The 26,174-nt window shown below is 43.0% G+C and carries 25 protein-coding genes; 20 read left to right on the forward strand and 5 right to left on the reverse strand.

Annotated features, from left to right (window positions below; all coding sequences use genetic code 11):
- Positions 1-65: 65 nt before the first annotated feature.
- Entirely contained in the window at positions 66-2,066 is a 2,001-nt protein-coding gene (gene dnaG, locus JGK36_RS00495) for a DNA primase (RefSeq protein ID WP_293189657.1), read from the reverse strand.
- A gap of 336 nt (positions 2,067-2,402) precedes the next feature.
- Between dnaG and JGK36_RS00500 the strand changes: the two genes are divergently transcribed.
- From JGK36_RS00500 to JGK36_RS00515, 4 genes are all read left to right on the forward strand, one after another.
- The gene (locus JGK36_RS00500) at positions 2,403-3,338 is read left to right on the forward strand and encodes an NAD-dependent epimerase/dehydratase family protein (RefSeq protein WP_293189659.1); all 936 of its coding nucleotides are present in this window, start codon (positions 2,403-2,405) and stop codon (positions 3,336-3,338) included.
- A gap of 174 nt (positions 3,339-3,512) precedes the next feature.
- The gene (locus tag JGK36_RS00505; RefSeq protein WP_293189661.1) at positions 3,513-4,427 is read left to right on the forward strand and encodes an Rpn family recombination-promoting nuclease/putative transposase; all 915 of its coding nucleotides are present in this window, start codon (positions 3,513-3,515) and stop codon (positions 4,425-4,427) included.
- 213 nt (positions 4,428-4,640) lie between these two features.
- Positions 4,641-6,770, forward strand: coding sequence for a serine/threonine-protein kinase (locus tag JGK36_RS00510; protein WP_293195726.1), 2,130 nt, complete (start codon positions 4,641-4,643; stop codon positions 6,768-6,770).
- Between the two features lie 78 nt (positions 6,771-6,848).
- Complete coding sequence (locus JGK36_RS00515; protein ID WP_293195724.1) at positions 6,849-7,736, forward strand: Rpn family recombination-promoting nuclease/putative transposase; 888 nt, start codon at positions 6,849-6,851, stop codon at positions 7,734-7,736.
- A gap of 173 nt (positions 7,737-7,909) precedes the next feature.
- On the opposite strand, the gene JGK36_RS00520 is transcribed toward JGK36_RS00515, so the two are convergent.
- Both JGK36_RS00520 and JGK36_RS00525 read right to left on the reverse strand, forming a co-directional pair.
- Complete coding sequence (locus JGK36_RS00520) at positions 7,910-8,647, reverse strand: hypothetical protein (protein ID WP_293174793.1); 738 nt, start codon at positions 8,645-8,647, stop codon at positions 7,910-7,912.
- Positions 8,644-8,970: an MgPME-cyclase complex family protein gene (locus JGK36_RS00525; RefSeq protein WP_293174790.1), complete on the reverse strand. Its 327-nt coding sequence runs from the start codon at positions 8,968-8,970 to the stop codon at positions 8,644-8,646. The genes JGK36_RS00520 and JGK36_RS00525 overlap by 4 nt, the downstream gene beginning before the upstream one ends.
- Positions 8,971-9,298: 328 nt before the next feature.
- Between JGK36_RS00525 and cas10 the strand changes: the two genes are divergently transcribed.
- From cas10 to JGK36_RS00605, 16 genes are all read left to right on the forward strand, one after another.
- Positions 9,299-11,683, forward strand: a complete 2,385-nt coding sequence (gene cas10 / locus JGK36_RS00530) for a type III-B CRISPR-associated protein Cas10/Cmr2 (protein WP_293174787.1) — start codon at positions 9,299-9,301, stop codon at positions 11,681-11,683.
- Positions 11,680-12,405 (forward strand): RAMP superfamily CRISPR-associated protein, encoded by a 726-nt coding sequence (locus JGK36_RS00535; protein WP_293174784.1) that lies wholly within the window; start codon positions 11,680-11,682, stop codon positions 12,403-12,405. Before cas10 ends, JGK36_RS00535 begins: the two co-directional genes overlap by 4 nt.
- Complete coding sequence (csx10, locus tag JGK36_RS00540; RefSeq protein WP_293174781.1) at positions 12,392-13,660, forward strand: CRISPR-associated RAMP protein Csx10; 1,269 nt, start codon at positions 12,392-12,394, stop codon at positions 13,658-13,660. The genes JGK36_RS00535 and csx10 overlap by 14 nt, the downstream gene beginning before the upstream one ends.
- Complete coding sequence (locus tag JGK36_RS00545) at positions 13,657-14,085, forward strand: hypothetical protein (protein ID WP_293174778.1); 429 nt, start codon at positions 13,657-13,659, stop codon at positions 14,083-14,085. Before csx10 ends, JGK36_RS00545 begins: the two co-directional genes overlap by 4 nt.
- 42 nt (positions 14,086-14,127) lie before the next feature.
- A complete protein-coding gene (locus tag JGK36_RS00550; RefSeq protein ID WP_293174775.1) occupies positions 14,128-15,249 on the forward strand; it encodes a putative CRISPR-associated protein in 1,122 nt (373 codons plus the stop codon).
- Between the two features lie 53 nt (positions 15,250-15,302).
- Complete coding sequence (gene csx7 / locus JGK36_RS00555) at positions 15,303-16,154, forward strand: CRISPR-associated RAMP protein Csx7 (protein WP_293174772.1); 852 nt, start codon at positions 15,303-15,305, stop codon at positions 16,152-16,154.
- 7 nt (positions 16,155-16,161) lie between these two features.
- On the forward strand, positions 16,162-16,782 hold the full coding sequence (locus JGK36_RS00560) for a hypothetical protein (RefSeq protein ID WP_293174769.1): 621 nt from the start codon (positions 16,162-16,164) through the stop codon (positions 16,780-16,782).
- 29 nt (positions 16,783-16,811) lie between these two features.
- A complete protein-coding gene (locus JGK36_RS00565; RefSeq protein ID WP_293174767.1) occupies positions 16,812-17,771 on the forward strand; it encodes an RAMP superfamily CRISPR-associated protein in 960 nt (319 codons plus the stop codon).
- Complete coding sequence (locus JGK36_RS00570; RefSeq protein ID WP_293174764.1) at positions 17,768-18,244, forward strand: hypothetical protein; 477 nt, start codon at positions 17,768-17,770, stop codon at positions 18,242-18,244. Before JGK36_RS00565 ends, JGK36_RS00570 begins: the two co-directional genes overlap by 4 nt.
- Entirely contained in the window at positions 18,241-19,320 is a 1,080-nt protein-coding gene (locus JGK36_RS00575; RefSeq protein ID WP_293174761.1) for an RAMP superfamily CRISPR-associated protein, read from the forward strand. Before JGK36_RS00570 ends, JGK36_RS00575 begins: the two co-directional genes overlap by 4 nt.
- Before the next feature lie 2 nt (positions 19,321-19,322).
- Positions 19,323-19,958: a hypothetical protein gene (locus tag JGK36_RS00580; protein ID WP_293174758.1), complete on the forward strand. Its 636-nt coding sequence runs from the start codon at positions 19,323-19,325 to the stop codon at positions 19,956-19,958.
- Positions 19,959-20,194: 236 nt separating this feature from the next.
- Positions 20,195-20,425 carry a hypothetical protein gene (locus tag JGK36_RS00585; RefSeq protein ID WP_293174755.1) on the forward strand — a complete coding sequence of 77 codons (231 nt, stop codon included), beginning with the start codon at positions 20,195-20,197 and terminating at the stop codon, positions 20,423-20,425.
- Between the two features lie 170 nt (positions 20,426-20,595).
- Positions 20,596-20,817, forward strand: coding sequence for a hypothetical protein (locus JGK36_RS00590; protein WP_293174752.1), 222 nt, complete (start codon positions 20,596-20,598; stop codon positions 20,815-20,817).
- Between the two features lie 3 nt (positions 20,818-20,820).
- A complete protein-coding gene (locus JGK36_RS00595) occupies positions 20,821-21,315 on the forward strand; it encodes a hypothetical protein (RefSeq protein ID WP_293174749.1) in 495 nt (164 codons plus the stop codon).
- Between the two features lie 158 nt (positions 21,316-21,473).
- Complete coding sequence (locus JGK36_RS00600) at positions 21,474-21,899, forward strand: hypothetical protein (protein WP_293174746.1); 426 nt, start codon at positions 21,474-21,476, stop codon at positions 21,897-21,899.
- 322 nt (positions 21,900-22,221) lie between these two features.
- A complete protein-coding gene (locus JGK36_RS00605; protein ID WP_293174743.1) occupies positions 22,222-23,436 on the forward strand; it encodes a glycosyltransferase in 1,215 nt (404 codons plus the stop codon).
- A 153-nt stretch (positions 23,437-23,589) separates the two neighbouring features.
- Here the strand turns inward: JGK36_RS00605 and JGK36_RS00610 are convergent, their stop codons facing one another.
- Positions 23,590-24,498, reverse strand: a complete 909-nt coding sequence (locus tag JGK36_RS00610; protein WP_293195722.1) for a MoxR family ATPase — start codon at positions 24,496-24,498, stop codon at positions 23,590-23,592.
- A 322-nt stretch (positions 24,499-24,820) separates the two neighbouring features.
- Positions 24,821-26,047 (reverse strand): bifunctional riboflavin kinase/FAD synthetase, encoded by a 1,227-nt coding sequence (locus JGK36_RS00615; RefSeq protein WP_293174737.1) that lies wholly within the window; start codon positions 26,045-26,047, stop codon positions 24,821-24,823.
- Between the last annotated feature and the right edge of the window lie 127 nt (positions 26,048-26,174).

The following is a 26,174-nucleotide window of genomic DNA, read 5'->3' on the forward strand; positions in this document are numbered from 1 at the left end:
TACCTCACCTTTTTGAGAAAGGCTATAAGACGGCGGTTGAAACCGCCGTGTCTTCTAAAATCTTATTAGCCCCAAGGTACAGAGGTTAAGTCGTAAAAATTAACTTGACGCAGCCTCTCTAATTCTTCTATCCATTCTTGTTCGGCGCACAGTTGTTGGTAATATTCTATAGCAGCATCGGTTTTTTTCCACATATCGAGGGCAATCCGGCGCCGTTTGATGCTGATGATTTGCTCGATACAGGCGATCGCCGATCGAATAACTAAAGGCGCGCGATACACATTTTTTTCCGAAAACTCGTTTAAGTGAAATAAATGCGAGATTTGATTGAGTTGAGTCGGATATTCAATAAAGCTATCTTGTAATTTTAATATTAACTCAGAAGGCGCTGCTTGTAAATAGATGTTGTGCAGTATTTCTGCATTCAAAATTAGGTGCCACAAAAATCTGTGATGAGAAAGGCTAAACTGCACGTCTCTAGCTTCTATGGCTTCTCTGACTTCTTGACGGTATTCGGGACAGTGCAAATAAATCTGCAATAATTGTGCTTCTGCTTCTTCTAACAGACTGCGGGCTGCTACTGAAAAGCCTGTTTTTGAACTTTTGCTGTCGCTGCTTGCACGCTGCTTTTTATATTGTTTGCTCGGCTTCAGCTTGTTTCTAATTAACAGTGGCATTGTCAATGCTTCGTCTTGATTCAGCCGCTGTCCCCAATCGCTGACTACTTGATTGAGCAAGTTTTCTGCTATCATCTTTGTGAGTCTAAAATCTCCTTTACTGAGGATTTCGGCGCTTTTTTGCAGATAATGTGATAACTGATTGTCGTCAGTAATATTAGTTAATAATTTAATGATTCTTTTGGTGATTTGTTGGGAAGTATCCGCTTGCTTCAAATCTTGATTGACGAGCATTTGTTGGATTTGCCAATCAAGCCACAATGGGGAATTGTCGAGCAATTCTCGATATTGTTCTGGGGAGTAGGTTTTGAGATATTCGTCGGCATCTTTGCCGTCGGGAATGTTGAGCACTCGCAGTTGTACTTCTCCTTGATAGGCGAGTTGTTCTATTTCTCCAATGGCACGCTCTGCTGCTTTGGTTCCTGCTTTGTCGGCGTCGAAGTTGAGGATAATTTGTTTAGAGTCAGTGTACCGCAATAACTGCCGCACTTGGTTTAAACTCAGGGCTGTGCCGAGGGAAGCGACGGCGTTGGAGATGCCCGCTGCTTGAAGTGCGATCGCATCAAAGTACCCCTCTACGACGATCGCGCGATCGGCTTTGCTAATGGCTGTTTTGGCTGTATCTAAGCCATATAAAGTCTTGCCTTTGTCGAATAGTTCTGTTTCGGGAGAATTGAGATATTTAGGTTGTTCGTCACCGAGAGCTCTGCCGCCGAAACCGATGACTCTGCCTTGGGTATCGCGAATGGGAATCATGATGCGGTTGCGGAAGCGATCGTAATAGCCACTTCCGCCTGATTTGCGCGGTACAATTAATCCTGCTTGCTCTACTAATTGCGCCGGATAGTTTTTTTGTTCTACTAAATAACTGTAAAGTGCTTCCCAACCTTGAGGTGCATAACCTAGTTGAAATTGTTGGATAGTTTCTTCGCTGAGCTTGCGTTCTGATTTGAGATATGCTAAGGGTTCTTCTCCTTGAGATTGCCGTAAAGCGTGTTCGTAAAATTTGGCGGTTAGTGCTGAGATTTCATAGAGTTGTTCCCGCAAAGAAATTTGGCGCTGCAATTCTTGTCGGTGTTCAGGTTCGACTGTTTTGATGGGGACTTGGTAATTTTTAGCTAATTCTAATACGACTTCGCTGAAGGAGCGTTTTTCTAATTCCATGAGGAATTTAAAGGCATTGCCTCCTGCACCGCAGCCGAAACAATAGTACATTTGTTTGGCTTGGTTGACGGTGAAACTGGGAGATTTTTCGTCGTGGAATGGACACAAGCCGACGAATTCTTTGCCGCGTTTTTTTAAGATAACTCTACCGGAAATAACATCTACTATGTCGGCTCGTTGTTTGACTTCTTCGATTGTTTCTGGGTGCAGCCTAGGAACTTGCATAGGACTATGTTAGGTGAGTTAAAATTATGTTTGTTTTGATCGATCGCACAATTGGAGTTTTTCTGTACGTAGAAACCGGGTTTTTTACGAAAATACAGAGGTTTCCGCCCGGATATTCGGTTTAAAAACCCGGTTTCTTTAAGCTTGATGCGATCGTGAAGTGTTGGCAAAGCAAGATAAGCTGTTACTACTAATTTAAACTGTATTATTCGGGACGGGCTAGAAGCCCATCCCACTCATGGTTTGATTGTTTTTTGACATACAATTTAAATGCTGCAACAGCTTACTCGCTTTATTGTAATATATTGACACTAACTTTAAGGAGCATGGGCAATAATGCGAATTTTAATGATGGGCGGTACTAGGTTTATTGGGGTTTATCTTACTAAGATTTTAGCAGCACAAGGGCATGAAGTGGTGTTGTTTAACCGGGGCAATAAGCCTGTGCCGGTTGCGGGGGTGAAACAGATTTTGGGCGATCGCACAAATGTTGCACAATTGCAAGAACAGTTATCGGCGGTTGAGTTTGACGCGGTTTTTGACAACAACGGTCGGGAATTGAGCGATACAAAGCCTTTAGCTGAGATATTTAAGGGGCGGGTGCAGCACTTTGTTTATATGAGTTCTGCGGGGGTTTATTTGAAATCCGACCAAATGCCTCATATCGAAGGAGACGCTACGGATCCGAAAAGCCGACATTTGGGTAAGTGCGACACGGAAAATTATTTGGCAGAGTCCGGTTTGCCTTGGACTTCGATCCGCCCGACTTACATCTACGGCCCTCAAAATTATAACGATTTGGAGGCTTGGTTTTTCGATCGCATTGCGCGCGATCGCCCGATTCCGATTCCTGGTAACGGGATGCACTTCACGCAGTTGGGGCACTGTCAGGATTTGGCGATGGCGATGGCGGGGGTTTTGGGTAACGAAAGGGCGATCGGGCAAATTTACAACGTTTCGGGCGATCGATTTGTCACCTTTGATGGTTTAGCGCGCGCCTGCATTCAAGCCGCAGGCAAATCACCCGATGCTATTAAGATTGTACACTACGATCCGAAACAATTTGACTTTGGTAAAAAGAAAGCTTTCCCCATGAGATTGCAGCACTTTTTCGCCTCAGTTAATAAAGCTGTCACCGAACTTAACTGGAAACCGGAGTTTGACTTAGTTTCGGGATTGAAAGATTCATTTCAGAATGATTATGTAGTTTCGGGAAGGGACAAAGCTGAGATAGATTTTTCCGTTGACGATCAGATTTTGAAAGCCCTTTAAACTAAAATTAGACTGAGGTACCTGCGACTTCAGAAACCCGGTTTCTTCGTAGATTTATCCTGATTGTTGGCAAAAATCGTAGAAACCGGGTTTCTAGCCCATGCGTCTAAACCATGTTAAATCAAAGTAAAGTGCACAGCCTGCACTCTAACTATCTGAGGTGAAAAGAATAACATGAGATTCATCAATCCCAAAATTGACTTTGCCTTCAAGAGAATATTTGGCTCGAATCAAAATACAGATATTCTGATTAGTTTCTTAAATGCCCTGCTTTATGACGGGGAAGCCATCGTTGAAAGTTTAGAAATCATCGATCCTTCTTTAGTCCCTCCGATAGTCGGACTTAAAAACAGCTACTTAGATGTCAAAGCCAGACTAAACGACGGCACATTTGTAATTATCGAAATGCAAGTTTTGAACGTGCAGGCATTTAGCAAGCGAGTTTTGTACAATGCTGCCAAAACTTATGCACTGCAACTAACAATGGGAGAACTTTACCGACAATTGCGGCCCGTGATTGCTTTGACTATCACAGATTTTAAAATGTTTGATGATTCTCAAGATGTGATTTCGCATTTTATTTTCAAAGAAAGAACTCGCCTGTCTGATTATCCCGATAATCAGATGGAGTTAGTATTCGTAGAGTTGCCAAAATTCCAGAAAGAATTGGAGGAATTAAAAACAATCGCCGACAAGTGGATTTACTTTATTAAAACTACTGGAAGTTTGAATGAAGTACCTCAAGCAATGGCTACAGTTCCGCAAATTCAGAGAGCTTTTGAAATTGCGAATCAAGTTAGTTTGACACGAGAGGAATTTGATATGTTGCAAGAGCAAGAGTTTTTGATTCAAGATCAGGAGGGTTCTGTGGCTCTAAGCAGGGAAGAAGGCAGGGAAGAAGGCAAGAAACAAGGACAAATAGAGTTAACTATGCGTTTGCTGAATCGCCGTTTAGGTCAACTAAACCCGGATGTTCAAACCCAGATCGGCGAATTGTCGATCGACAAATTGGATGATTTAACAGAAGCCCTGTTAGATTTCTCCAACGCGGAAGATTTGACTGCTTGGTTGGAGGTTAATTCTCAATAAACTAACCACTCTTTTTTGAAGTAAAACTGTCAGAGCAAAGATGATTAGCTGACTATTTTACCACTTGTCAGCAGAATCTACTGGTATTTTCATAGACTTTCTGCTGTAAAGCCGATCGCAAATTAGTTAAACTGAATCAGATACAAAACCTCTCCCCAAACCCCTGTTTTACTCCGAAAGGGGAGAAAAACTCGGAAATATCAGGTAAATTTCATGCTTGGAATCACACTCGGCACTCGCTACAGCATTATCCGTCACTTGGGAGGCGGCGGATTTGCTCAAACTTATTTAGCTGAAGATAAGCAGCTACCAGGTAATCACCTGTGCGTCGTCAAGCAGCTTAAACCTCAAGCAACCGATCCCGAAACTTTACAGATAGCAAGACGTTTGTTTGATACGGAAGCACAAGTCTTATATAAGTTGGGAAATCACGATCGCATTCCGCAACTTTTTGCTTACTTTGAAGAAAATCAAGAGTTTTATCTCGTTCAAGAATTTATCGAAGGCCACGATTTAAGTCAAGAAATTACACCCCCCCAAACCCCCCCTTACCAAGGCGGCGCAGGGGGGGGTTCTCCTGGAAATGTGGGAGGTATGAAGGAAGATGAAGTCATTTGTATATTACAAGAAGTTCTGGAAATTTTAGATTTTGTACACCAGCAAAATGTGATTCACCGGGATGTCAATCCGCGCAATATCCTGCGCCGAGATCGAGATGGTAAGTTAGTGTTAATTGACTTCGGCGCAGTCAAGGAAATTACTACTCAAATTACTAATCCTCAGCCCAAGAATAGCCTAAGTGTGAGCATCGGTACTCCCGGTTATATGCCCAGCGAACAAGCTCACGGTAATCCGAAACTCAGCAGCGATATTTATGCAGCAGGTGCGATCGCAATTCAGTTTCTCACGGGCATCAATCCCCACCAAATGCCGAAAAATCCTGATACAGAGGAAATTATTTGGCAGGATAAAGCATCGGTGAGTCCTGAATTTGCCAAGATTTTAGATCGGATGGTAAAGTACGATTTTCGGCAGCGTTATTCCAGTGCTGGTGAAACACTGGAAGCTATTAAAGAGTTGCAAAAATCTTTCAGCGGTACTGTTCCGATATTACCTCCGGTTGTTGCTGCAAAAAAGCTGCCTAAACCGCGACAAAAACTATATTTTAAAATTGGCGCAATTGCCAGTTTTATTGGTATCACTATTATAGCATCAATTTATGGTGTCAATACTTTTAATTCTGCTAACGCAACTGATTTGCACAATCGAGGGATTACTCTTTACAATTTAAGCAAGTTTGAAGAAGCTCTAGCAGCTTACGATCGAGCCATAACTCTCCGCCCGGATTATGCGGAAGTTTGGCAGGAAAAAGCTAAAACTTTATATGAGTTGAAAAAATACAAGGAATCACAGTCAGCCTACGATAAAGCTATAGAATTAAAGCCGGAGTATTTGGAGGCTTGGACGGGACGCGGTTATGCTTTGGATAAGTTAGAACAGTCAAAGGAGGCGATCGCATCTTTTGACAACGCTTTGAAAATCCAACCAGACTATCCCGCAGCGTGGGAAGGTAGAGGCGATGCTTTGTTAGACTCGCAGCGGTATGAAGAGGCGATCGCATCCTACGAAAAAGCCGTACATTTTCAGCCAAATTTGTACCTTGCGTGGTACAATCGCGGCCAAGCTCACCAAAATTTAAAACAGTACGATCGCGCTGTAGAATCCTATCAAAAAGCAGTTGAAATTAAATTCGACAATTCTGATGCTTGGTACAATTTAGGCAATGTTTTCCTAGAATTGAACAAAAACCAAGAAGCTTTTGAAGCTTATGAAAAAGCCGTGCGGTTTCAGCCTAATTTTTATCAAGCTTGGTATAGTAAAGGCATAGCTTTGCTGAAAATGCGCCGACATGAAGAAGCGGTAGAAGCTTACGAAAAAGCTGTTAAATTAAAACCGGATTATCATCAAGCATGGTATAATTTAGGTTGGTCTTACCACGAATTACGCAAGTACGAATCAGCTATTGAGTGTTACAGTAAAGCCTTGGATTTAAATCCGAAAGAATCTCAAGGCTGGTACAATAGAGGTAATGCTCAGTACAATTTAAAGCGGTACGAAGATGCGATCGCCTCTTACAACGAAGCTGTCTATGTCAAACCGGACTATTCGGAAGCCTGGTACAGCCGCGGTAACGCCCTTGTAGCGGTGAAAAGATTCGGAGATGCGATCGGCTCTTACGACAAAGCAATTCGCTACAAGCCGGATTATGGAGCGGCTGTGGAGGCAAAAAAACGGGCCGAAAGTCAGTTAGGAAACAATCCGCAACAGCTTCAACGACAATAACAGGACTTATATCATATTAGGAATCTGCCAATCCCATGATGTATTATTAATTAATCTCTCTTTCTTTGCAAATATTTCATGCGACGAGATTCAATCTTCTACAAAATGTTCGGGCAAGCGCCAACTTTACTGTTCGATCTACTGGCTACAACTCCAGCAAATGCTGCCAATTATCGCTTTGACTCGGTTGCAGTCAAAGAACCTAAATTTGAAATTGATGGCGTATTTTTGCCACCAGAATCTGAAGGTGCAGGCATCGTCTATTTTTGTGAAGTTCAGTTTCAAAAAGATGAACAACTTTACGAAAGGTTGTTTGGCGAATCATTTTTATATTTTTACCGCAATCGCAGTCGTTATAGCGATTGGCAAGCTGTGGTGATTTATCCATCTCGTAGCATTGAACAAAGCGATGTTTATCCTTATCGAGCTCTGCTCAACAGCAATCAAGTGCATCGGGTGTGCTTAGATGAGTTGGGGGATATTCGGGCCTTGCCTTTGGGAATTGCGCTGATGGTGTTGACGACTGTCGAAGAGGCTCAAGCACCAGCAGAAGCAAGATATTTGCTGAGCCGAATGGAGCAAGAAGTTGCCCCAGAAGCCAGCCGTGACATAATAGAACTATTGACGACTATTATGTCATACAAATTTACACAGTTAAGTCGAGCGGAGGTGGAATCGATGTTGGGAATTACACTACAGGAAACGAGGTTCTATCAAGAAGCTAAAGCGGAAGGATTGCAGCAAGGATTGCAGCAAGGATTACAGCAAGGACGACAAGCAGAAGCCTGTGCGCTGATTGTCCGACAATTGACTCGTCGGTTACAGCAGGAAATGTCTGAGGAAATGCGATCGCGCGTTGCTAATCTGCCCTTGCCGATACTCGAAGATTTGAGTGAGGCGCTGTTGGATTTTGCTACTGGGGCGGATTTGCAGGCTTGGCTGGAGGCGCAGCAGTCGGAAATATAAGAATTTTGCGAACTTGTCCGTGCGATCGCAACATTTGAATCGAGATCCACATCCAAGTCAAGCGGGTATCGAAGGCATCTTGCAAAATTTTAAATACGACGATCGCTCATTTCTATTTAACGGGCGATCGTCACTTTTGTCAAGCTATATATTGTGCTGGCGTAAGTCCTATTTTACCTAACAGCAGGACTAATTACCGTAACACGGCGGCTATCTACCAACATCGGCCAAAAACCGCGATCGCTCAATGCTTTTACCGCCGCAGTAGCAGCGTTTTGATCCGTTGTATAAGCAACGAATAAAAAGGGACGTTGGCCGTAGGAAGCTAAGCCTACTTGCGTACCCAATGCTTGCTTGACTTGGCCGGCTAATTCCGGTTGATTGAAGTAATCTACTAACACGGCGTAACCGGGGCCGAGGGCTTGGGGATTGAACCCACTATTCCCAGTCTGGGGATTGGCGATTGGTTCTGAACCTGGTGCTGGCTGGGGGTTGTAGACTGGCAGGTTTTGGGGAAGTGCTGCTGCGGGCGATCGAACTACGTAAGCCTGCAATCCGACAACATCTTTGATGTATTTAACCCAATCGATCGCAATTTGCGAGTTACGAAACCCACCAACCCTCGTCACAGTATCGTTAATGTACCGACAAACTGTATTGTCATTATTTCCGGGAAAAGAGCGTTTTGCTTTTTCTTGCTGTTCCGGTGTTCGGGTGACAATTAACAGTAGATATTCGTCGGACTTCGGTGGTTCGCAGCTTGACTGAGCTTTAACAGAACTCGCCAAAATTGTCAATGTCAAAATTGCGATCGAAGTAGCAGAAAATAGGGGAATAGACACAATAAAATTGTACAATTCTTCCCTAAATTTTCCTAACTTCGCTGTGGATTTTTGTGCTTGTTTATTCATGCTGTCTGTAGGGATGCGAGGGCATCGGGAATAGTTGCTGACGGTGCTTGAAATTCACCTGTCAGTACATATTCTAATCGCAGTTTTAACCAAGTAATGAACACTGGATCTGTGGAAACAATAGCTGCTGCTGGTTGAGGGCATTTTGCTTTAATGGCTGCCATTGCGGGTGCTTCTAGGAAAGCGGGTTGTTTGACCAACCAGAAGTCTATTTGTTTTTCTTGTTCATGGTAGTTGCGAGTTCTTTCTTTAAACACTTCATCAAGGGCTTCTTCTTCTAGCAAAAAGCGTTGGCTGGCTAAAACGTAGTAGTAGGTTTGCATTTTTGTCGGTTGTTAGGGGTTGGTAGTTGGTGGTGAATGTCGCCTGTATCTGTGAGTTTTGTCGATTAAGGGTGAATGTGCCGAGTTGTGGCAGTTCGAGAACCTTAGACTATTGTGCCGTTTACTTTACCCTATTTGTTGTCATTTTGGGTAGGTGCAGCGCCAGTTATGTCTGAAAAATGATTGGTTTGAGGGGAGTTGGGGGAGTTGGGGATTATTTTTCTGAGGGTTGATTTTTGTGGAAAATTTAGGTGACAATAGTAAATTAGATAGAGTTGTACGTTGAAGAATTACAAATTATTAAGGCAATCTTGGGCTGTCATACCGGATGAGGAGTGGTTTGCATATGGACAGTATTGCGATCGGTATTGCTTGGTGTGTCGCGTGGGGCGATCGACGGAAACCTCAATTTGATCTAAGCGTGTTGCAGGAAATGCGACGGGCGTTGACTTCTGGGGAGGAAGTGCCGCCCCAGGTGAGGGAAATTGTCGATCGGGTGCGGGAACTTCTGGCTATTCCAGAAAATATTTCCAGAGAAGAGTTTCCAGAAACAATTATTGATTTGCAAAATAAATACCCGAATTTGTGGAATCAGCCGGGAAAAATTGGTTTAGTGTACGGCGGTGTCACTAAGGTTAAGCAGTATGTATTTGAAGACGCAAAACTGCCAGACATTCGCGGTGCATCTGCACTACTCGATCGCATAAACTTAGTTGATTTGCCAGCTTTTTTTGGCAAACGTCCTGAATCTGCAAGTGATAAAATTCAGTCTTTAGAAGTAAAAAAATGGCTGGATAAAAACTTTACTGGAGTTCCAAAGCTTTCAGAGGCTTTGATTTCCGAAATGATTGTCTATTCTACTGGTGGCAATATTTTAGCTTTCTGCCCAGCAGCTTTTGTGAATGAGTTAACTGATGCCATTGAAAAACGCTATTCCCATGAAACCATAACTGCTAATTCCTGCGCGGTGGGAGATACGTTTAAGCTTTTAGAAATTCGATTTGGCTTGCTGCGAGACCAGATAGAAGAAACTTTCTGGCTAGATAAATACCGCCCAGAATATAAAAATCCGGTGGTTGCAGCTTATTTTGGCAAGCTGGATAAAGAGTCAAATCAACCTGTCTATTCATCTCATATTGAAGAGGCGTTTATAAATCGCAAGAGTTTTAATGAATTAACTACTAAATTAGCCGTGATGTTTAATCAACGGCGCAGTGGTAATGACTTTGAAGGGAATGACGTTGAAAAGCGTCCCAGCCGCCGCTATCCGCCGATGTTGGAAACGCACCCTTATTTGCAAAGAGATCAGTCGGATCGGCGATCGGCTATCACGCGCGCTACCGACAATCCCGACAATCGCAGTCAAAAAGGTCTTCCGGGGAGTCCTTGGTTTTCGGAAGTTTCTGCACGGAAACGCAAAGCGGGCGATCGGGCTAAGAAGGGAACAATCAAAGACACTCATTGGTACGCAGAATGGCGTCCTGATGTCATTGAAGGTTGGGTTGACAAATTTGAGGATTTCTTAGAAAAGCATCCCGAAAAACTTCAGAAATACTGCGGCGATAACGACCTTGAGACAGTTGAAGTAGCTCAATCTTTAACTCAGCTTGGTAGTTTGAGTAAAGGCTTTGTAGCCTACATCTATGCTGACGGCAATAACATGGGTGGCTATATTCAAAAAATCACCACTCCCCAAAAATATCAAGATTTTAGCGAAGATGTTGACAATGCCACTAAATATGCTGTTTATCAAGCCTTAGCCGAGCATCTTCATCCCCGCCAAGTCAAAGAAAATAACAAGTCAGAATCGACTCTTCCCGATGGTGCTTGGATTCATCCCTTTGAGATTATTACGATTGGTGGCGATGACATTATCTTGATTGTACCCGCAGATCGGGCATTGGCGATCGCCAAAACTATCGGCGAACAGTTTGAACAAATCTTGCTCAAACAAGTTCAGATACCGGGCGTGGAAATCAAAGGAAACTATGAAACTAAAACTCAGCCAGAAAAGCCGATCGATCTCAGTAAGTGTCACCGCTACCTAAGTCAAAATGCAGCAGCTAGCAAATGTCAATTAAGCACATCAATCGGCGTGTTAATTGCCGACCAGAAAACTCCGATTTATTATGCCAAAAAACTTTACGAGCAATTGCTCAAATCAGCCAAAAAACGTGCTAAGGATTTAAAAAAACACGGATACTGTGGAGGTACAGTTGATTTTCTGGTAATGAAATCGGTAACTGCCCTTTCATCTAGCATTGAGGACTTCCGCAAGGAAGCATTAACCAAAGACAGTCCTCAAGAACTTAAGTTGTACGCCGCACCGTACACTTTGCATGAAATTGGCGGATTGATTGAGTCGGTCAAAGCGCTGAAAGAAGCTGAATTTCCCAAATCGCAACTCTACCAAATTCGCAGTTTCCTAGAACAAGGGAAAAATACAACGATTCTCAACTACCGCTATTTCCGAACCAGACTCAAAGATGGTAATTCAGAAATACTTAAAAAAGAGTTTGAAGAAGCTTGGTGCAAGCCAAAAAATGCAGAAAATTATGGTAATCTAGCTCCTTGGATGTCTGTGATAGAGGAAAATAAACGAACCGTATATGAAACGATCTGGCGGGAAATTGTAGATATTTACGATTTCATTGAATTAGAAGATTCCCAATTAAGTTCAGAAAGCTCGGCAGAGGCGGAGGTTGAATCATGATTGTTCTCAGGACTTTATCAACGTCAATAGAGACTTACGCACTTACAGCAGTAATTGATACAGCTTTGTGTGTAGGCGCGGGCGGTTCCTCCGGTTCCCTTGCAGATAAGCCGATCGTCCGCAATTCAGAAGACAACTTGTTAATTCCCGGTTCTCAAATCAAAGGCCGCCTCCGTCACGAATGCGAGAAAATTGCGAGAGGTTTGGGGTGGGAAATTTGCGAATCTCCGAATGCCGGTAAAATGGTTGTCCGCAGAGAGAATGCACCGAATGAATTTAAGCGCAACGAATACGAAGTATTAGGATATAATGATACTTATCACTGTTTAATTAGTCAAATTTTCGGCGATCCAGTTTTGCCGTCGCGCATAATTATTGACGACTTAATTTGCACAGAAGACCCGGAAAATTTAGCTGAATTTATACGTCCGGGAGTCACAATTAATCGCCGCCGTCGCACCGCTGAAGAAAACAAACTTTACTTTTTAGAGACTTCTCCGCCGAATGTTTCACTGAAGTTTAAAGGTCAAATTCATCTGTTACCAAATTGTCCCAGTTATGCGAAACCTCTGATGTTGGCTGGTTTCAAGCACATTCACGCATTAGGTGGAAGTAAATCGGCAGGTTTGGGATGGCTGAGTTGGGAAACTTTACCGAATTTTGAAGTTACTGATGCAGATTGGGATTGTCTAGCGAAGGGAGGGGAAAATGCAGCGAATTGAACTGGAAATTAAGGTTTTGTCTCCTTTGGCGATCGCGCGCCAGAAACCGGGAGGTTCGATTAGCGAAGCTGTAGACTATATCCCCGGTACGGTGATTCGGGGTGCTGTGGCTGCTCAGATTTTGGATCTATCAAATGGGCGATCGACTGATTTGACCAAAAATGGCGGCGATTTTCAAGCTTTATTCTTGAGTGAACATCCCGCAATTTTTCAAAATGCTTATCCAGCACTGATATTTGATGGCGATCTAGTCTCTAAAGATACATTTGAAGAATATGGAGTTTTACCTGCAACAGCACTCAGTTCTAAAAATAAGCCTGGTTTCAAAGAGGAAGAGGACGATCCAGAAAGAAATGGCGTTTTTGACACTTTAATCGATCGCTTTTGTGCTGAAGGTTATGGACATCCCTACGATCCAAATTGCCCAAAAGATGGAGGGAGAGTCGATTCTGCTGGAATTACTTTTTATGGTAAATTCGACGATATGTATCACAGTCTTAAGGTCAACAAACGCCTACTAACGCGAGTTGGGATTAATCGTCGCAGGGCTACATCGGAGGAAGAAATACTTTACAGCCTGGAAGTTTTGAATGAATCTCAGGAAACCAAACAAAATCCTGTTTACTATCTAGGTGCGATTTTAGTGGAAGACGATTTAGCAGAATCTCTGCGAAATTTCATTCAGGATCGCCATCAAAATTTTCGGTTGGGCGGTTCGACTTCCAGAGGATTGGGGAAAGTTGAAATTCAGACAAAAAATCCTGTTGATGCTAAGATAGATGTGAGCGATCGCATCGATGAATTCAATCAAAGGCTAAAAGAGCGTTGGGACAAATGGGTAGTTTTTGGCAGTCCTATTAAAGAGTCACCAACAAAGCTAACTTACTTCACCCTGGACTTGCAATCTGATGCTATACTGACTGAAAACTGGCGACGTACAACTGTAATATCTGAAAAGATGTTGCACCAGTTTGCAGGGGTTGAAGCTCAAGATAAATCTTTGCGTTTGGAGGCGGCTTACAGCAGTTATGATTTTCTGTCTGGTTGGAATGCGGGCTGGGGGTTGATGAAAGATGTAGAGCTGATTACCACGAAAGGAGCGGTTTATTTGTTCAGTACAACTCAACCAGAGCTTTGGATTCAGAGATTGGGAGAGTTGGAAATGAGGGGATTGGGCGATCGAACTTCTGAAGGCTTCGGTCAAATTCAAATTTGCAACGATTTTCACCTTATATTTAGAGACAAGCCAGTATGAGTATAAGCACAGAGCAAAAAATAGAGTTAGAAGTACAAAGATCTATTCGCCAAGTAGAAGACGATCTAGTCATTTGGATTCAGGATGCTTTAGATACTTGTCAATATGGCAAGTCGGGAAAAGAAGAACTAGAGGAATCACAGTTCCGCAACTTAGTCCGCGTTGCTGACACAACTGATAGTGCAGAAGTTATTAAAAACTTTGTGCGATATCAAGTAGGAAGAGATAGAAAATGGGGAAGGGGGGAAGAATCTTTAGCGACAAGGCTGATTCAAGATATTGATGGTAACATTAAAAATAGTGCTGGAATAATTGCAGAATGTTCTCAAACTGACTTTAAACCTATTTGGCTGGAACTAATTCGCCGTTATTTAGGTTATGGCTCTCGACATCTCAAGTATTTGAAAGATGGACAAAATCTCTAACTATCTATAACAGTCTTCCATAAATTAATAGGAGATTTTGAAATGATTAAGACAGTTATATGCTCCGTGGGTATCAGCGCTGCCAGAAAAATTTCAGGAGTTAAACCGCGGGAGCTAACTAATTGGGTTAGACAGCAACAAAGTATGGAATGTGCTGCTGAAACAATATTTTCTACTTTCCGTGATATCCGTCCAGAAGGAGAAAGCTTGAAGAACGACTTATCCGCGGAAATTCATTCTCTTGTTCGGATTGGGATTACCAATCAAGATAGAATAATTTTGCTTGCTTCAAGTACGGACGACGGATATTGCTGCGCTCTTGCGGTTGAGAAATATCTAAAACATCATTGGGAGGGTATATATGCCAAAGCAGAATCAGTTCCGGGGCTTCAAGTTATAGATCCCGATCTTTTCCGAACAACAGGAGTAGTTGAATTTGTACAGCGCATTATTAAAGAAGTTAATAGCTATGAGGCAAGTAATATTATTCTGAATCCGACTGGAGGATATAAAGCACTGGTTCCTTACACAGTTTTACTGGGGATGTTGAAAGGAGTTAAGTGTGATTATATTTTTGAACAGTCAACTACAGTTATAGAATTACCTCCACTTCCTGTAGAATTTAAGCGATCGCAATTTGAAGCTTATAAAGATTTACTAGAAAAGATTGAGCGTGAGACAGCAATTACTCAAGCAGAATGGGAAAATAATGTCCCTTATTCTGAAAGAGAAGCGTTTAAGCCACTAATTGAGTTTTCCGAGGAAGGAGTAACTATTTCTGGTGTAGGTTTCTTGTTTCTTGAGGAAATGCGTAAACCTTCAGTTTTAGTCCCCTTTCTTTCTCAAAAAGCTATTAGAGATTGTTTTGATAATCTGGCACAACTAAGACAGTGTGATCCATTTGCTTTTTTGTTGAAGGCTGCTAGTTCCAAAGATGGTTTTCAACAATATGAACATATTAACGTTGGGAATGGGTTGCGCTGGCTCAAGCCTGGTAGAACAACCGATCGCTATTTAGTATCTGTGGAAGATTGGCGTATGCTGGTGTGGAGAGCAATCCGCGAAGATCAGGAGGGTCCAAAATATGCAAGTAAGGTTACAGTCGATCCTACAACTGAACGGCGATCGTATGCTCCTTTCATGCGTATGGAATTTGTGAAATAATTGATGTGTTCAGTTGGTTAAGTCTGAATTAACTTAATTACGTAGGTAAGTTTATGTTTGATACATTCAAAAATCGACTGGAAATCACAGGAACACTTACAACAGTAACGGCATTACGCATTAGTGCCGGACGTTCCACTGAGCCCATCGGCTCCGATTTACCAGTAATCAAAGATGCTTTGGGTAGACCTTTAATTCCCGGTTCAAGCTTTAAAGGTGCTCTGCGATCGCGCTTAGAGAGCTTCCTTCGAGGTATTGACCCAAATTTAGCAGAAGATCCGGCTAACTACACAACTTCAACTAGAAACAATCAAGTCAAAGCTTTCAAAGAAAAGTACAAAAATAATGACTTAAATTTAACACAAGAACTCATCGGTATAACCGACGATATTGGTAGTTTATTTGGCACTCCTTGGATGGCTAGTAAATTCCAAGTTCGCGACTTAACCGTACAACCCGATGCGTGGTTTGGACAATATCAAGAACGAGATGGTGTAGCCATTGACAGAGACACAGAAACCGCCGCAGATGGCAAACTTTACGACTACCAAGTTGTCCCCGCCGCAACACCGTTTGATTTTAAAGCAGTAGTTGAAAATGCTCACGATTGGGAATTGGGTTTATTGATGATTGGTTTGCACCAATTTGAGACAGAACAAATACCTCTCGGAGGCGGACGATCGCGCGGCTTAGGTGTGGTTAAACTAGAAATTGACAAAATGCGCTGGATTGATGTCGAAGACCATCCCGAATTTTTGTTAGAATACTTACAAAAGTTAGTCATGGGAGATGAAACGGCTTATGAAGATGCGGCCGATTATAAAGATGAGTGGGTACAAAAGCTGATCGATCGACTGACTCCTAAACAAACCAAATCATCTGAAACTATAACTCAGACACAGTGAGGTAAATATGGCGTTCAGCAATTATCAAGAACTCGGCGAAGTTCTTCAAAATTTTCAGATTTACTACACAGAAGTCAATTTTATAGGCGAAACTGAGTTTGATATTCCTAGCTGCTTTCTAAAAGATTTGGAAATTGTCATTCAGGATGGATTACCTGATGATTCAGAATTTACAATTTGTGAGAACTTAATTTATCCAGTTGTCAAAGAAGTTTGGAAACATTATCGTACTAAGTTTGTTTTGTGGAGTCATAAATATCTCACGGATTGTGAAAACCCTGACAGGTTTCCTGAATATATTTTGGCTAAACGCTCTCATTTGGGAAAAGTCGTTTTTGATAAACCTTATTTGGTATTAGTCGATGCTAAGCAAGATAGATTTCATGAAGGGTGGGTTCAATGTCTTCTTGAAATGATTGTTGCACAGCAGACTGGCGATCGAACAAATAACGCTATCTTTGGAATTGTTTCCCACGGTAGACTTTGGGAATTTGGCAAACTTGAAGGGGATAAATTTATATGCAATAGAAAATCCTATACAATTCAGGAAATCGATCTACTCTTTGCTGCCGTTAACTATGTTTTTCAGCAATGCGAAATTCAGCTAAATGAGTTAGTAGCTGCTTAATTCTAAATCATCTCTCGACCTACTAAACTATGCACAAACGATTTGTCAATCATTGTACCATTGACTTAACTCTCATTCCTGACGGGCCGATTCTGATAAAATCCGGTAAAGAAGGAGCCGATCCGACTAAACCGGATATGGAATTTGTCGAGACTTACCACGCAGGAGGCAAGTCAATTTATCTACCGGGAAGCAGTTTAAAAGGTGCTATTCGCGCTCATGCTGAGAGAATTGTCAGAACCATAGGAACAGATAGTAATCCTAATAATCCAGACATTCTCTGGGCTAACGATCCATTGAATGACAATTACGATTACTTACAGAAGAAATCATCCAGCGATATTTACAAGTTATCTTCATTTACCGATCGCATTTTCGGCAACACTTCAATTGCTAGCAGACTTAGAATAGAAGATGCTCACCCAATTGATAAGAAACAGCTTAAAATTCAAGAACGAAATGGAGTCGCGATCGATCGCGTTTTTGGTTCCGTAGCCGTGGGCCCATTTAACTATCAAGTCTGCACCGCTGGAGAATTTCGCACTAAAATACATCTGAAAAACTTTTCCTTAGCACAATTAGGCTTAATTGGCTTAGTTTTGCGAGACTTAAATGATGGCTGGTTTGGCATCGGTTTTGCTAAATCTCGCGGTTTGGGGACGGTGACAGTAAAATTTAACGAAGCCGTAGTTCAGTATCCCGGTTGTGTATTAGATGAAGATAATCGCCAAATTAAACAAATAGTAAAGCCTGGTCAATGGGGACACGCTTTCTTGCTGGGTGCAGGAGAATTTTTAGAAGTTGATGAAGCCGGAAATTACGGCTTTTCTCAACCCGATCGCGAACAAACTCCAATTGCTGCTGAACCGATGGATTTAGGTTTTGGAGTGCAGCTAAAATGGCAAGGTGATGGTGAGACTGGTGTACCCAATTTATTTAAATGTGCAGTTTCTGCTTGGAGTAAGCTTTTAACAGGTGCTGTAGCATGAATACAGGTTTTGTATATGTTCGATCGCGTTTATCACCGGATGAAGCCAAAAAGTTGCTAGAAGAGTTAGCAACTGAGGAAAGTTACTATTTTGTGCGATCGCCCCACGCAGTCAGTGGCATTTGCAGGAAATTGCCCGATGAGTTGTCTCTCGGCTTTGAAGGGCAGATGTTTAATAGCGATCGCGAATTGCGCTGGAAAAAGCAGGGAAGTACATATGAAGCGTTAATCCTGAGTAGGGTTCCAGCCGATTTAGAGGGATTTGAGGCGATCGGCGAAAATTGGGAATGCTGCGATCGCGCTGCTTACTTTCACAGCCTTGACGAACCCAAATTTCCTAAAACTTTTATCTATAAAGGAGAAAATGACGAAAAAATTGACTCTAAGAATATTACCATAGGTCAGCGATACTTTAAAGACCAAAGAACTGCCACCGTTCATTTTATCGCCCTCACCGTCAGGAGTAAAAAATGACTAATAATCCCGTACCTAAACTCCGAGGTTCTACACCGCCGCCAAGCCGCCCCGTTTCTAATAACTATGCTGGTGAAATCGGAGTGCCTAAACCTTATGAATTAATTAGTTTTCCCAACGAACGCCCGCCGAAAAAAGCTCCTGCCGGACATCACAAATATTTGGTCGATCGCCTGCACGGAACTTTGTTTATCACTTTGAAAGTTCAGACTACTTTGCACGTCTCTACAGGCGTAGTTGTCATGGGTAGCGACATAGGCAGCCGCGTCCCTTTAATCAAAACAATGGTTCAAAATATTGACCAAAAACTATCAATTCAAGGTAGTTCTCTCAAAGGCTGCATCCGATCGGCATACGAAGCCATTACTAATAGCACTTTAGCAGTAATTACATCAAGATACAAAGATAAAATTCCGTCCGATCGCCTGCCTTGTAAAAATAAACAAGAACTCTGTCCGGCAAGTCAAGTATTCGGTGCTTTAGATTGGCAAGGGCTAATTGAATTCAGCGATGCTAAATGCGAAAAAACAGGTTTTGCTACTGGATTTATGCCATCTTTATATCGTCCCCGTCCTGACCAAAGAAGAGCATATTTTGACCAAAGAGGTAATGTAGCTGGACGCAAGTTTTATTATCACACAATTAGAGCGATCGACAAAGGTCAAAATCAAGGCATTACTGTTCAGCAAGCTGCTAAAGAGTATACTTTTAAAACACAGATACAATTCAAAAATTTAACGCCAGCAGAGTTGGGAACGCTTTTGATTGTGCTGGGCCAAGATCCAAAATATGCGATCGCCCTCAAGGTAGGTGGCGGGAAGCCGATCGGCATGGGAACCATGACTGTGGAAGTCACAGCAGCAAGGGTGTTGCAGAACAAGGGAGATTTGCGCGATCGCTATTCTTCCTACAATCCTCCCGAATCTGACAGCATGAATGGCACTGAATTGCAACAGTTCATGCAAAAAAATATTCAAGCTGCTCATTCGAGTTTAGTGCAAGCAACTCAATTGCAAGAACTGGCTGAAGTCTTAAAATATCCGACCGATCGCGAACCTCCAACAGGAATGTATTAAAGATGTCGAATACTGAATTAGTCACAGAATCTTTGACCGAACACCAGTGGGGAATTGCTCACGCGATCGCGCAAACTCTGGTAAAAGAACAAACCGATGTCAATGAATTGGGAAAGGCGATCGCCTATCTTCGCGCTTCAGTCAATGAGTCCAATGCGGGAGCGAGGTTTTTCAAATACTTGAAAACCTTAGTCAGTAATGGCAGACAAATCGGTCACAGCAAAAAAACATCTGACTATTACCAGAATATTGACGAAGCTTGCACCAAGTATCTTCAAAGCGAACAAACTAATCCGCAGAAAATGCTGGAAATTTTAGGTTGGTCAGCACGTCTGATGAGATATTACAGAGAAGCTGTGCCAATTGAGGAAATTGTTGCGCCAGTAGCCGAGTCAGCGCGGCAAGCGGAAATTGCTCAAGTTATGCAGTCTGAAAAGTTTGAAATTGGTCAAATCTTGGCAGCTACTGTTATTGCCGTAAAAGCAAATAAGGTAACTTATGAAATTCTGGGAACTATTAAGCTGACGGAAAAAGAACCCAAAAAAGCTAGTTCTCTCCAAGAAGGACAAGCTGTCGCAGTCAAGATTGTCGCTATCAAGGAAGATGGGAATCTCAAAAGTGTAAAATGTGTGGACTGATCTAGCCATCAAATCTACCAACTTTTACGGATTATAACAATAGTCCGGACAGTGTTTAGGTCGTAGTCTGAAACCCTCGATTTTCCGTTGGCAGCTCGCCCAATCGCCCTAAACCCCTTATTTGAGACTGGACAACCAAAAACTGTCTGCGGAAGTATTGTTACAACAGGGTTGCACATGAGTTATGAAAAGGTTTAGAATGGTTAGTGTAAGATTCTTAAAAACTTTAGTTGTTTATGGATAGCCCCCAAATGGTCAACTCTAAACTATCTCTAGCTAACTCTCAGCCGTTTATGGAGAAATACCAAAACGAATCTGACTATTACTCAGCATTGAACCGTTCCGAGTCCACTCAAAAGAAAGTCAAACAGAAGTATTGTGTAGCTTGCTATACAGTTTTCTGGGGAAATGCTGTTCCAGGCTACTTTGTCTCGTCACAAAAGTCCGAATACCGACTTGTAGCCTAACAGAAAACGGCGCAGCTTAAATAATTAGCTCCTAAAAGCAGCCCATTGTGTCAGCTAGCGTTTGCCTATAAACTAGGAACTGCCCACATGAATATATCCAGTTCCTAGTTTTAAACAAAGCCCAAGAATCTGTGATAGTTTTTCTAAGATAATACCTAAGGATGACACAAATGAATGATGTAGAAAAAAACAAAGTTTATCTGGTGACTGGTGTAGTAATAGCTATTGACGAGAGCGATGGGATATTAATAGCAGGGATGTTATCAGATAGTCCTTTTACTGCGGAAGAGCCAGAGTCAAAACAGACACAAAATTTGGTAGGCAATTTTGCATTTACCAGGCAAAAAGCCAAGTTTTTAAGAGACCGTCTTAATGAATTTTTGCAGGAATAGACAATGACAGTAATCACAAACTCAAGAGCAGAACTTCAAAGCTCAAAATCGAATCCAAAAACTTTTAAATTCTTTGAATTCCCTCCTTCTCCTCTGAAACCAAAGCAGTCATTTAAATCGCCTACTGCTCCTGTTGAAGTACAGGAATTAGTCCAGAAGTTAGCCAAGATAGATGGTGTCGCCAAAGTTAGAGCAATAGCTCCTAGAACGGAAGACATTCACTGGATTGAGTTTGAATTAGAACTATGCCCTGAAACAGAGTTGGATTATGAAACTTGGGACAAAATCCAAGACTTAGTAATTGATTGTGAATGGGATTTACGCGATAAAACTAATGAAAAATGGTACTTTGACGAAAAACTCGTGGAAAAGTTTGTCAAAATCCAAGACGGAGCGAAAGAAGTTGCTCGATCGGAAATAATAACTTTGTCAAGTCCTACAAGTTATTATAATCCAGTTAAGTCTGGCAGTAATTGGTATGTTATAGCTAGAACTTAAAACAATTAGGCGTTGCTGAATAGAGACATAATTCATCGACGATCTCGATACACACGGCAAGGGAGAATAACCGTTCATTCCTACCCAAATTTATATCTGCGATCGGCAACGCCAAAGATTAAATTACTGAACAAACTAGAAAGTAGCTGTTGATTTTTATGCCGAGCGAACAGTCCCATCGCGAACAAGCTAAGAATAATGAAGAGGCGGCACTTAGTATCAGAGATACTTTTCCTGATTGGGCAGTGACAATGTGTTTTTACTCAGCTTTACACTGCATCGAAGCTTATGCAAAGGTTCAGAAAGTCGATCTTGAAGAAAAATATCAAGGTTCCTCATCGCCACACGATCGCCTGTTTGATTATGTTCGTGACATTGCTGACAGGCGAGATAGAAGCTTGGAGAAGGCTTATAAAAATCTGAAAAATGAAAGTCAAATAGCGCGATACTTAACAGGTATGAAAGCAGGTATAAAAACAAGTATAAAAACTAATTCTCGGTTTCATTATACTAGACATACAAAAATAGATGTCGATCGGTCTTTTGATAATCTACAAATAGTTAAAAAGCTATTAAATCCCTGAGAAAAAGATATAAAACTCAGCTTCTAACTTTCACATACTTGAATTTTAAACAAAATAGGGATAGGCTGGTAAGCTTAAGAAGCAAGAGTTTCTTAAGTGAAAAATCAAACAACTGCCAACTTCCCCTAACGGGGACGGAAACAAACTCTTCCGTAATGCTGAATAACAGTCAGATTCATTCTGATAGTTGCTCAGACTTCCCCGCAAGGGGACTTTAATCATCCACCTAATTGACCCAAACTTTCCCGATCGCCCGATCGCCCTTCACCTCCCATAAGGCTAGACTGGTTTAGAGTTTTACCACAAAAATTTCTCCCCCTTCATGAACATCGCCTACCTAGTCAACCAATACCCCAAAGTCAGCCACAGCTTCGTCCGCAGAGAACTCCTAGCCGTCGAAACTTGCGGCCTCAAAGTCGGGCGTTACTCCATTCGATCCTGCGAATCCGAACTCGTAGACGGCGCAGACAAACAAGAACAAGAATTGACCAAAGTCATCCTAGGAGTTGGCGTACAGGGCTTAGCGTTGGGCTTACTCCGCACTGCCGCAACTAGACCAATTCGATTCCTCGAAGCTTTGCGCTTAATGTTCAAAGTTGGCTTACACTCAGAACGCGGGATTTTACTGCATCTAGCTTATTTCGCAGAAGCTTGCATTCTTTTAAACTGGTTCGCAGAATCCGGTACCACACACGTTCACGCTCACTTCGGCACAAATTCCACAACTGTTGCAATGTTATGTCGCGTCCTAGGCGGCCCGACTTACAGTTTCACCGTTCACGGCCCCGAAGAATTTGATAAAGCTACACTTCTTTCCTTAGATGAAAAAATTAAACGATCGACCTTTGTAGCAGCAGTCAGTTCCTTCGGCAAAAGTCAGCTATTTCGGTGGTGCGATCGCGCTTATTGGTCAAAAATCAACGTCATACACTGCGGCGTCGATGCAGCATTTTTAGCCGCACCCCACGTCCCCATACCCGCAGCACCCCGCTTAGCCTGCATCGGGAGACTCAGCGAACAAAAAGGTCATTTGTTACTACTAGAAGCCGCCAGCAAGCTAGCCGTTCAAGGCTTGGAGTTTAAATTGGTATTTGTTGGAGACGGGCCGCTGCGAGCTGAAATTGAACAGCAGATTGCACAACTCAATCTGCAAAACTATATAGAAATTACCGGCTGGGCCAGTGGCGATCGAGTTCAGAAAGAGATTTTAGCTTCCCGCGCCATGGTATTGCCGAGTTTTGCTGAAGGTTTACCCGTCGTAATTATGGAAGCCCTCGCTCTCAATCGACCTGTAATTAGCACCTATGTTGCTGGTATCCCGGAGCTCGTAGAACCCGGTGTTTGCGGTTGGTTAGTTCCTCCCGGTTCCGTAGAAGCATTAGCGGTTGCAATGCGTGCGGCATTGGAAGCACCTTTAGAAAAGCTAGAAGAAATGGGGAAAATAGGAGCCGAACGGGTTGCTCAACAACATAATGTTGATCTAGAGGCAAAGAAATTAGTGGCGCTATTTCAAGGATCTATTCAACAATCATCATAATATAAGAAGACCGGGCGGTTAAAACCGCGTCGATACAGACGAAACCCGCCTCCGCGGGTTGAAGAATTGGCGATTTCAACCGCCGAATTATCTTTAGTCCGCGGAGGCGGACTTTGTTTGTGTAGACGCGGTTTCAACCGCCGTCTTATCTTTTTAAGGAATAGCAACTTCTCTCAACAACTTATCAACAATCGTCTTCGCCTTCCTTCCCCCCGCCGGAATCAACCGATGAGAAAGTACGTGCGGCGCTAAATCCTTCACATCATCCGGGGTAGCAAAATCCCGCCCCGAAATAAATGCCAACGCTTGAGATGCCCGGTGCAACGCCACCGCACCACGGGGACTCACGCCTAGAGTAATCTCTTCATCCTCGCGAGTCGATCGCACCAAATCCACAATATACTGCTTCAAAGAGCCTTCCACCTGCACCGCAGCGCACAAACGGCGCAATTCCTGCACCTGTTCCAAGGAAATACAAGGCTGCAAATCTTCCACAGCAAAAGTATCAGACAGCCGTTCCAACATTTGCAACTCTTCCGACGCAGCGGGATAGCCCAACGTCAAAGACAAAGTAAATCGATCCATCTGCGCTTCCGGTAGCGGAAAAGTGCCTTGATATTCGATCGGGTTTTGAGTTGCAATCACAAAAAACGGCGCCGGAACATTCCGAGAAACTCCATCTACCGTCACCTGCTTTTCTTCCATCACTTCCAGCAAAGCAGATTGAGTTCGCGGCGTCGCCCGATTGATTTCATCCGCCAGCAAAACATTAGCAAAAACTGGGCCCGGCAAAAACTCAAACTTGCCACTGCTAGGATTCCAAATATTAGTACCGGTAATATCCGTTGGTAACAAATCGGGAGTACACTGAATTCGTTGAAACTTCCCATCGATCGATCGCGCTAAAGACTTCGCTAACAGCGTTTTTCCCACACCAGGCACGTCTTCCAGCAGCGCGTGTCCGCCCGAAAGCACGGCTACAAGTACCAAGCGAATAGCATCCGCTTTACCGACAATTGTCTTGCCTAGATTTTGTTTGAGCCGCTCAATATGTTCTCTCATATCCCTGATTTTTAAGTAGAAGGAAGAAGGAAGAAGGAAGAAGGAAGAAGGAAGAAGGAAGCTTTTTAGCCTTCCGCATTTTACCTTAATTACGTTGATTTACTTAATTGCTAATTGCTAGTTGTTAATTGCTTGTTCTTTTATTCTCACTCAGCCTGCGCGGACTTCGTTTTTGTACACGCGATTTCAATCGCCCAAGCAAAACTATACACAATGGATTCATAATTAGGACGGGCTAGAAGCCCATCCCACAATTATTTTTCTTGTGGGATGGGCTTCTAGCCCGTCCGAAATTTTGCTTAAAAAAACTTTTGCAAGAGATCTATTCATCATTGGCAGCTAACACCTTTCTAGCAACATCACAATCTGCCTGAATTTGATTTTTGAGAGCATCCAGAGAAGCGAATTTTTGTTCGGGTCGCAAAAATTCTATCAAACTTGCGCTCAAGGTTTGACCGTACAAATCCCCAGACCAATCTAACAGATGAACTTCTACAGTTAGTTGTAGACCGTTTACCGTCGGGCGGCAACCAACATTCATCACCCCATTTATGAATGATAAATCTGATGCTTGGCGCGGAATTAGAGATTGGGGATTTTCCCACTTATAGGCAGAATTTTCATCTTTTTTGATGATTCCGCCTCCATCCTTCACCGAGACTCGCACCGCGTACACGCCAAAACGCGGCAAAAATTTTTCCGGTGGCAGTTCGATATTAGCAGTCGGAAATCCGATCGTCCTACCCAGCCGCTGTCCGCCCACCACAGGCCCGACTAAACTGTAAGGCCGCCCCAGCAACTTATTCGCTTTTGTGAGGTCGCCGGATGCTAAACCTTCGCGGATCGCGGAACTGCTGATTCGATCGCCCTCATCGCAATTGTGCAGGGGTATCAGCGCAACATCAATACCGTAACCCGAGGCGATCGACTGCAAATCTACAGCCGTCCCAGCACGTCCGCGTCCGAACCGAAAATCCACCCCCACACTAATACGACTCGCTTGCAGTTGCCGCACCAGAATTTCCTCGACAAACTCAGCAGCAGTCAATGCTGCCAATTCTCGATCGAACGGCAGCAGCACAAGTTGCTCGACACCCATTGCTGCGAGCAATTCTACCTTTTCTGCCAGAGGTGTCAGCAGTTTTTTGGGTTGACCTGTAAAAAATTCTTGCGGGTGGGGATTGAATGTCACCACAGTACCGTAAAGCCGATCGCCCGCAGCATCATCGCGACCAGAGAGGCTGTTGCCCTCGGCCCGGGGGTGCGCCACGATCGCACCATTGAAATTCAGGGCGCTGCGGGCTGTTTCCGGCAGTGCTGCTGAGTCGTTTTCCCAGCTTGCCGGATGTTCGCCTTCCAAATTTTGATCTCTGCCAGCGTTTGGGCGCAAGTTTTGCCCCGACGCAGAAACCGTCGCAGAAGTTAGCCCCGGCGATCGATTTAAAATTGGCTGCACGACTTGTTGATGCCCTAGGTGCAAACCATCAAAGTTTCCCAAGGCAACAGAAGTTGGAGTCAGAGCAGCGGTTGAAGAAGAAGTTATCCACACGCTTAAGATTTTGCCATACTTAGCCAGATTGCGATCGCCAGTCGATTTTAGATTTTAGATTTTAGATTTTAGATTTGACTCCACAGAATCGATACTGGGAGTTAGAACTTCGATCTAAACTTTTTGG

The sequence above is a fragment of the Microcoleus sp. PH2017_35_SFW_U_B genome, assembly GCF_020737865.1.
GTDB lineage: Bacteria > Cyanobacteriota > Cyanobacteriia > Cyanobacteriales > Microcoleaceae > Microcoleus.

What these genes read in the sequence shown, in the direction of transcription:
- JGK36_RS00535 (WP_293174784.1), top strand. Translation starts at nt 11,680, where the DNA reads ATGATTGTTCTCAGGACTTTATCAACGTCAATAGAGACTTACGCACTT.
- JGK36_RS00505 (WP_293189661.1), top strand. Translation starts at nt 3,513, where the DNA reads ATGAGATTCATCAATCCCAAAATTGACTTTGCCTTCAAGAGAATATTT.
- JGK36_RS00605 (WP_293174743.1), top strand. Translation starts at nt 22,222, where the DNA reads ATGAACATCGCCTACCTAGTCAACCAATACCCCAAAGTCAGCCACAGC.
- JGK36_RS00520 (WP_293174793.1), bottom strand. Translation starts at nt 8,647, where the DNA reads ATGAATAAACAAGCACAAAAATCCACAGCGAAGTTAGGAAAATTTAGG.
- JGK36_RS00545 (WP_293174778.1), top strand. Translation starts at nt 13,657, where the DNA reads ATGAGTATAAGCACAGAGCAAAAAATAGAGTTAGAAGTACAAAGATCT.
- JGK36_RS00515 (WP_293195724.1), top strand. Translation starts at nt 6,849, where the DNA reads ATGCGACGAGATTCAATCTTCTACAAAATGTTCGGGCAAGCGCCAACT.
- JGK36_RS00610 (WP_293195722.1), bottom strand. Translation starts at nt 24,498, where the DNA reads ATGAGAGAACATATTGAGCGGCTCAAACAAAATCTAGGCAAGACAATT.
- JGK36_RS00580 (WP_293174758.1), top strand. Translation starts at nt 19,323, where the DNA reads ATGTCGAATACTGAATTAGTCACAGAATCTTTGACCGAACACCAGTGG.
- JGK36_RS00500 (WP_293189659.1), top strand. Translation starts at nt 2,403, where the DNA reads ATGCGAATTTTAATGATGGGCGGTACTAGGTTTATTGGGGTTTATCTT.
- dnaG (WP_293189657.1), bottom strand. Translation starts at nt 2,066, where the DNA reads ATGCAAGTTCCTAGGCTGCACCCAGAAACAATCGAAGAAGTCAAACAA.
- JGK36_RS00600 (WP_293174746.1), top strand. Translation starts at nt 21,474, where the DNA reads ATGCCGAGCGAACAGTCCCATCGCGAACAAGCTAAGAATAATGAAGAG.
- JGK36_RS00560 (WP_293174769.1), top strand. Translation starts at nt 16,162, where the DNA reads ATGGCGTTCAGCAATTATCAAGAACTCGGCGAAGTTCTTCAAAATTTT.
- JGK36_RS00595 (WP_293174749.1), top strand. Translation starts at nt 20,821, where the DNA reads ATGACAGTAATCACAAACTCAAGAGCAGAACTTCAAAGCTCAAAATCG.
- JGK36_RS00510 (WP_293195726.1), top strand. Translation starts at nt 4,641, where the DNA reads ATGCTTGGAATCACACTCGGCACTCGCTACAGCATTATCCGTCACTTG.
- cas10 (WP_293174787.1), top strand. Translation starts at nt 9,299, where the DNA reads ATGAGGAGTGGTTTGCATATGGACAGTATTGCGATCGGTATTGCTTGG.
- JGK36_RS00550 (WP_293174775.1), top strand. Translation starts at nt 14,128, where the DNA reads ATGATTAAGACAGTTATATGCTCCGTGGGTATCAGCGCTGCCAGAAAA.
- JGK36_RS00570 (WP_293174764.1), top strand. Translation starts at nt 17,768, where the DNA reads ATGAATACAGGTTTTGTATATGTTCGATCGCGTTTATCACCGGATGAA.
- JGK36_RS00565 (WP_293174767.1), top strand. Translation starts at nt 16,812, where the DNA reads ATGCACAAACGATTTGTCAATCATTGTACCATTGACTTAACTCTCATT.
- JGK36_RS00575 (WP_293174761.1), top strand. Translation starts at nt 18,241, where the DNA reads ATGACTAATAATCCCGTACCTAAACTCCGAGGTTCTACACCGCCGCCA.
- JGK36_RS00525 (WP_293174790.1), bottom strand. Translation starts at nt 8,970, where the DNA reads ATGCAAACCTACTACTACGTTTTAGCCAGCCAACGCTTTTTGCTAGAA.
- JGK36_RS00585 (WP_293174755.1), top strand. Translation starts at nt 20,195, where the DNA reads ATGGATAGCCCCCAAATGGTCAACTCTAAACTATCTCTAGCTAACTCT.
- csx7 (WP_293174772.1), top strand. Translation starts at nt 15,303, where the DNA reads ATGTTTGATACATTCAAAAATCGACTGGAAATCACAGGAACACTTACA.
- JGK36_RS00590 (WP_293174752.1), top strand. Translation starts at nt 20,596, where the DNA reads ATGAATGATGTAGAAAAAAACAAAGTTTATCTGGTGACTGGTGTAGTA.
- csx10 (WP_293174781.1), top strand. Translation starts at nt 12,392, where the DNA reads ATGCAGCGAATTGAACTGGAAATTAAGGTTTTGTCTCCTTTGGCGATC.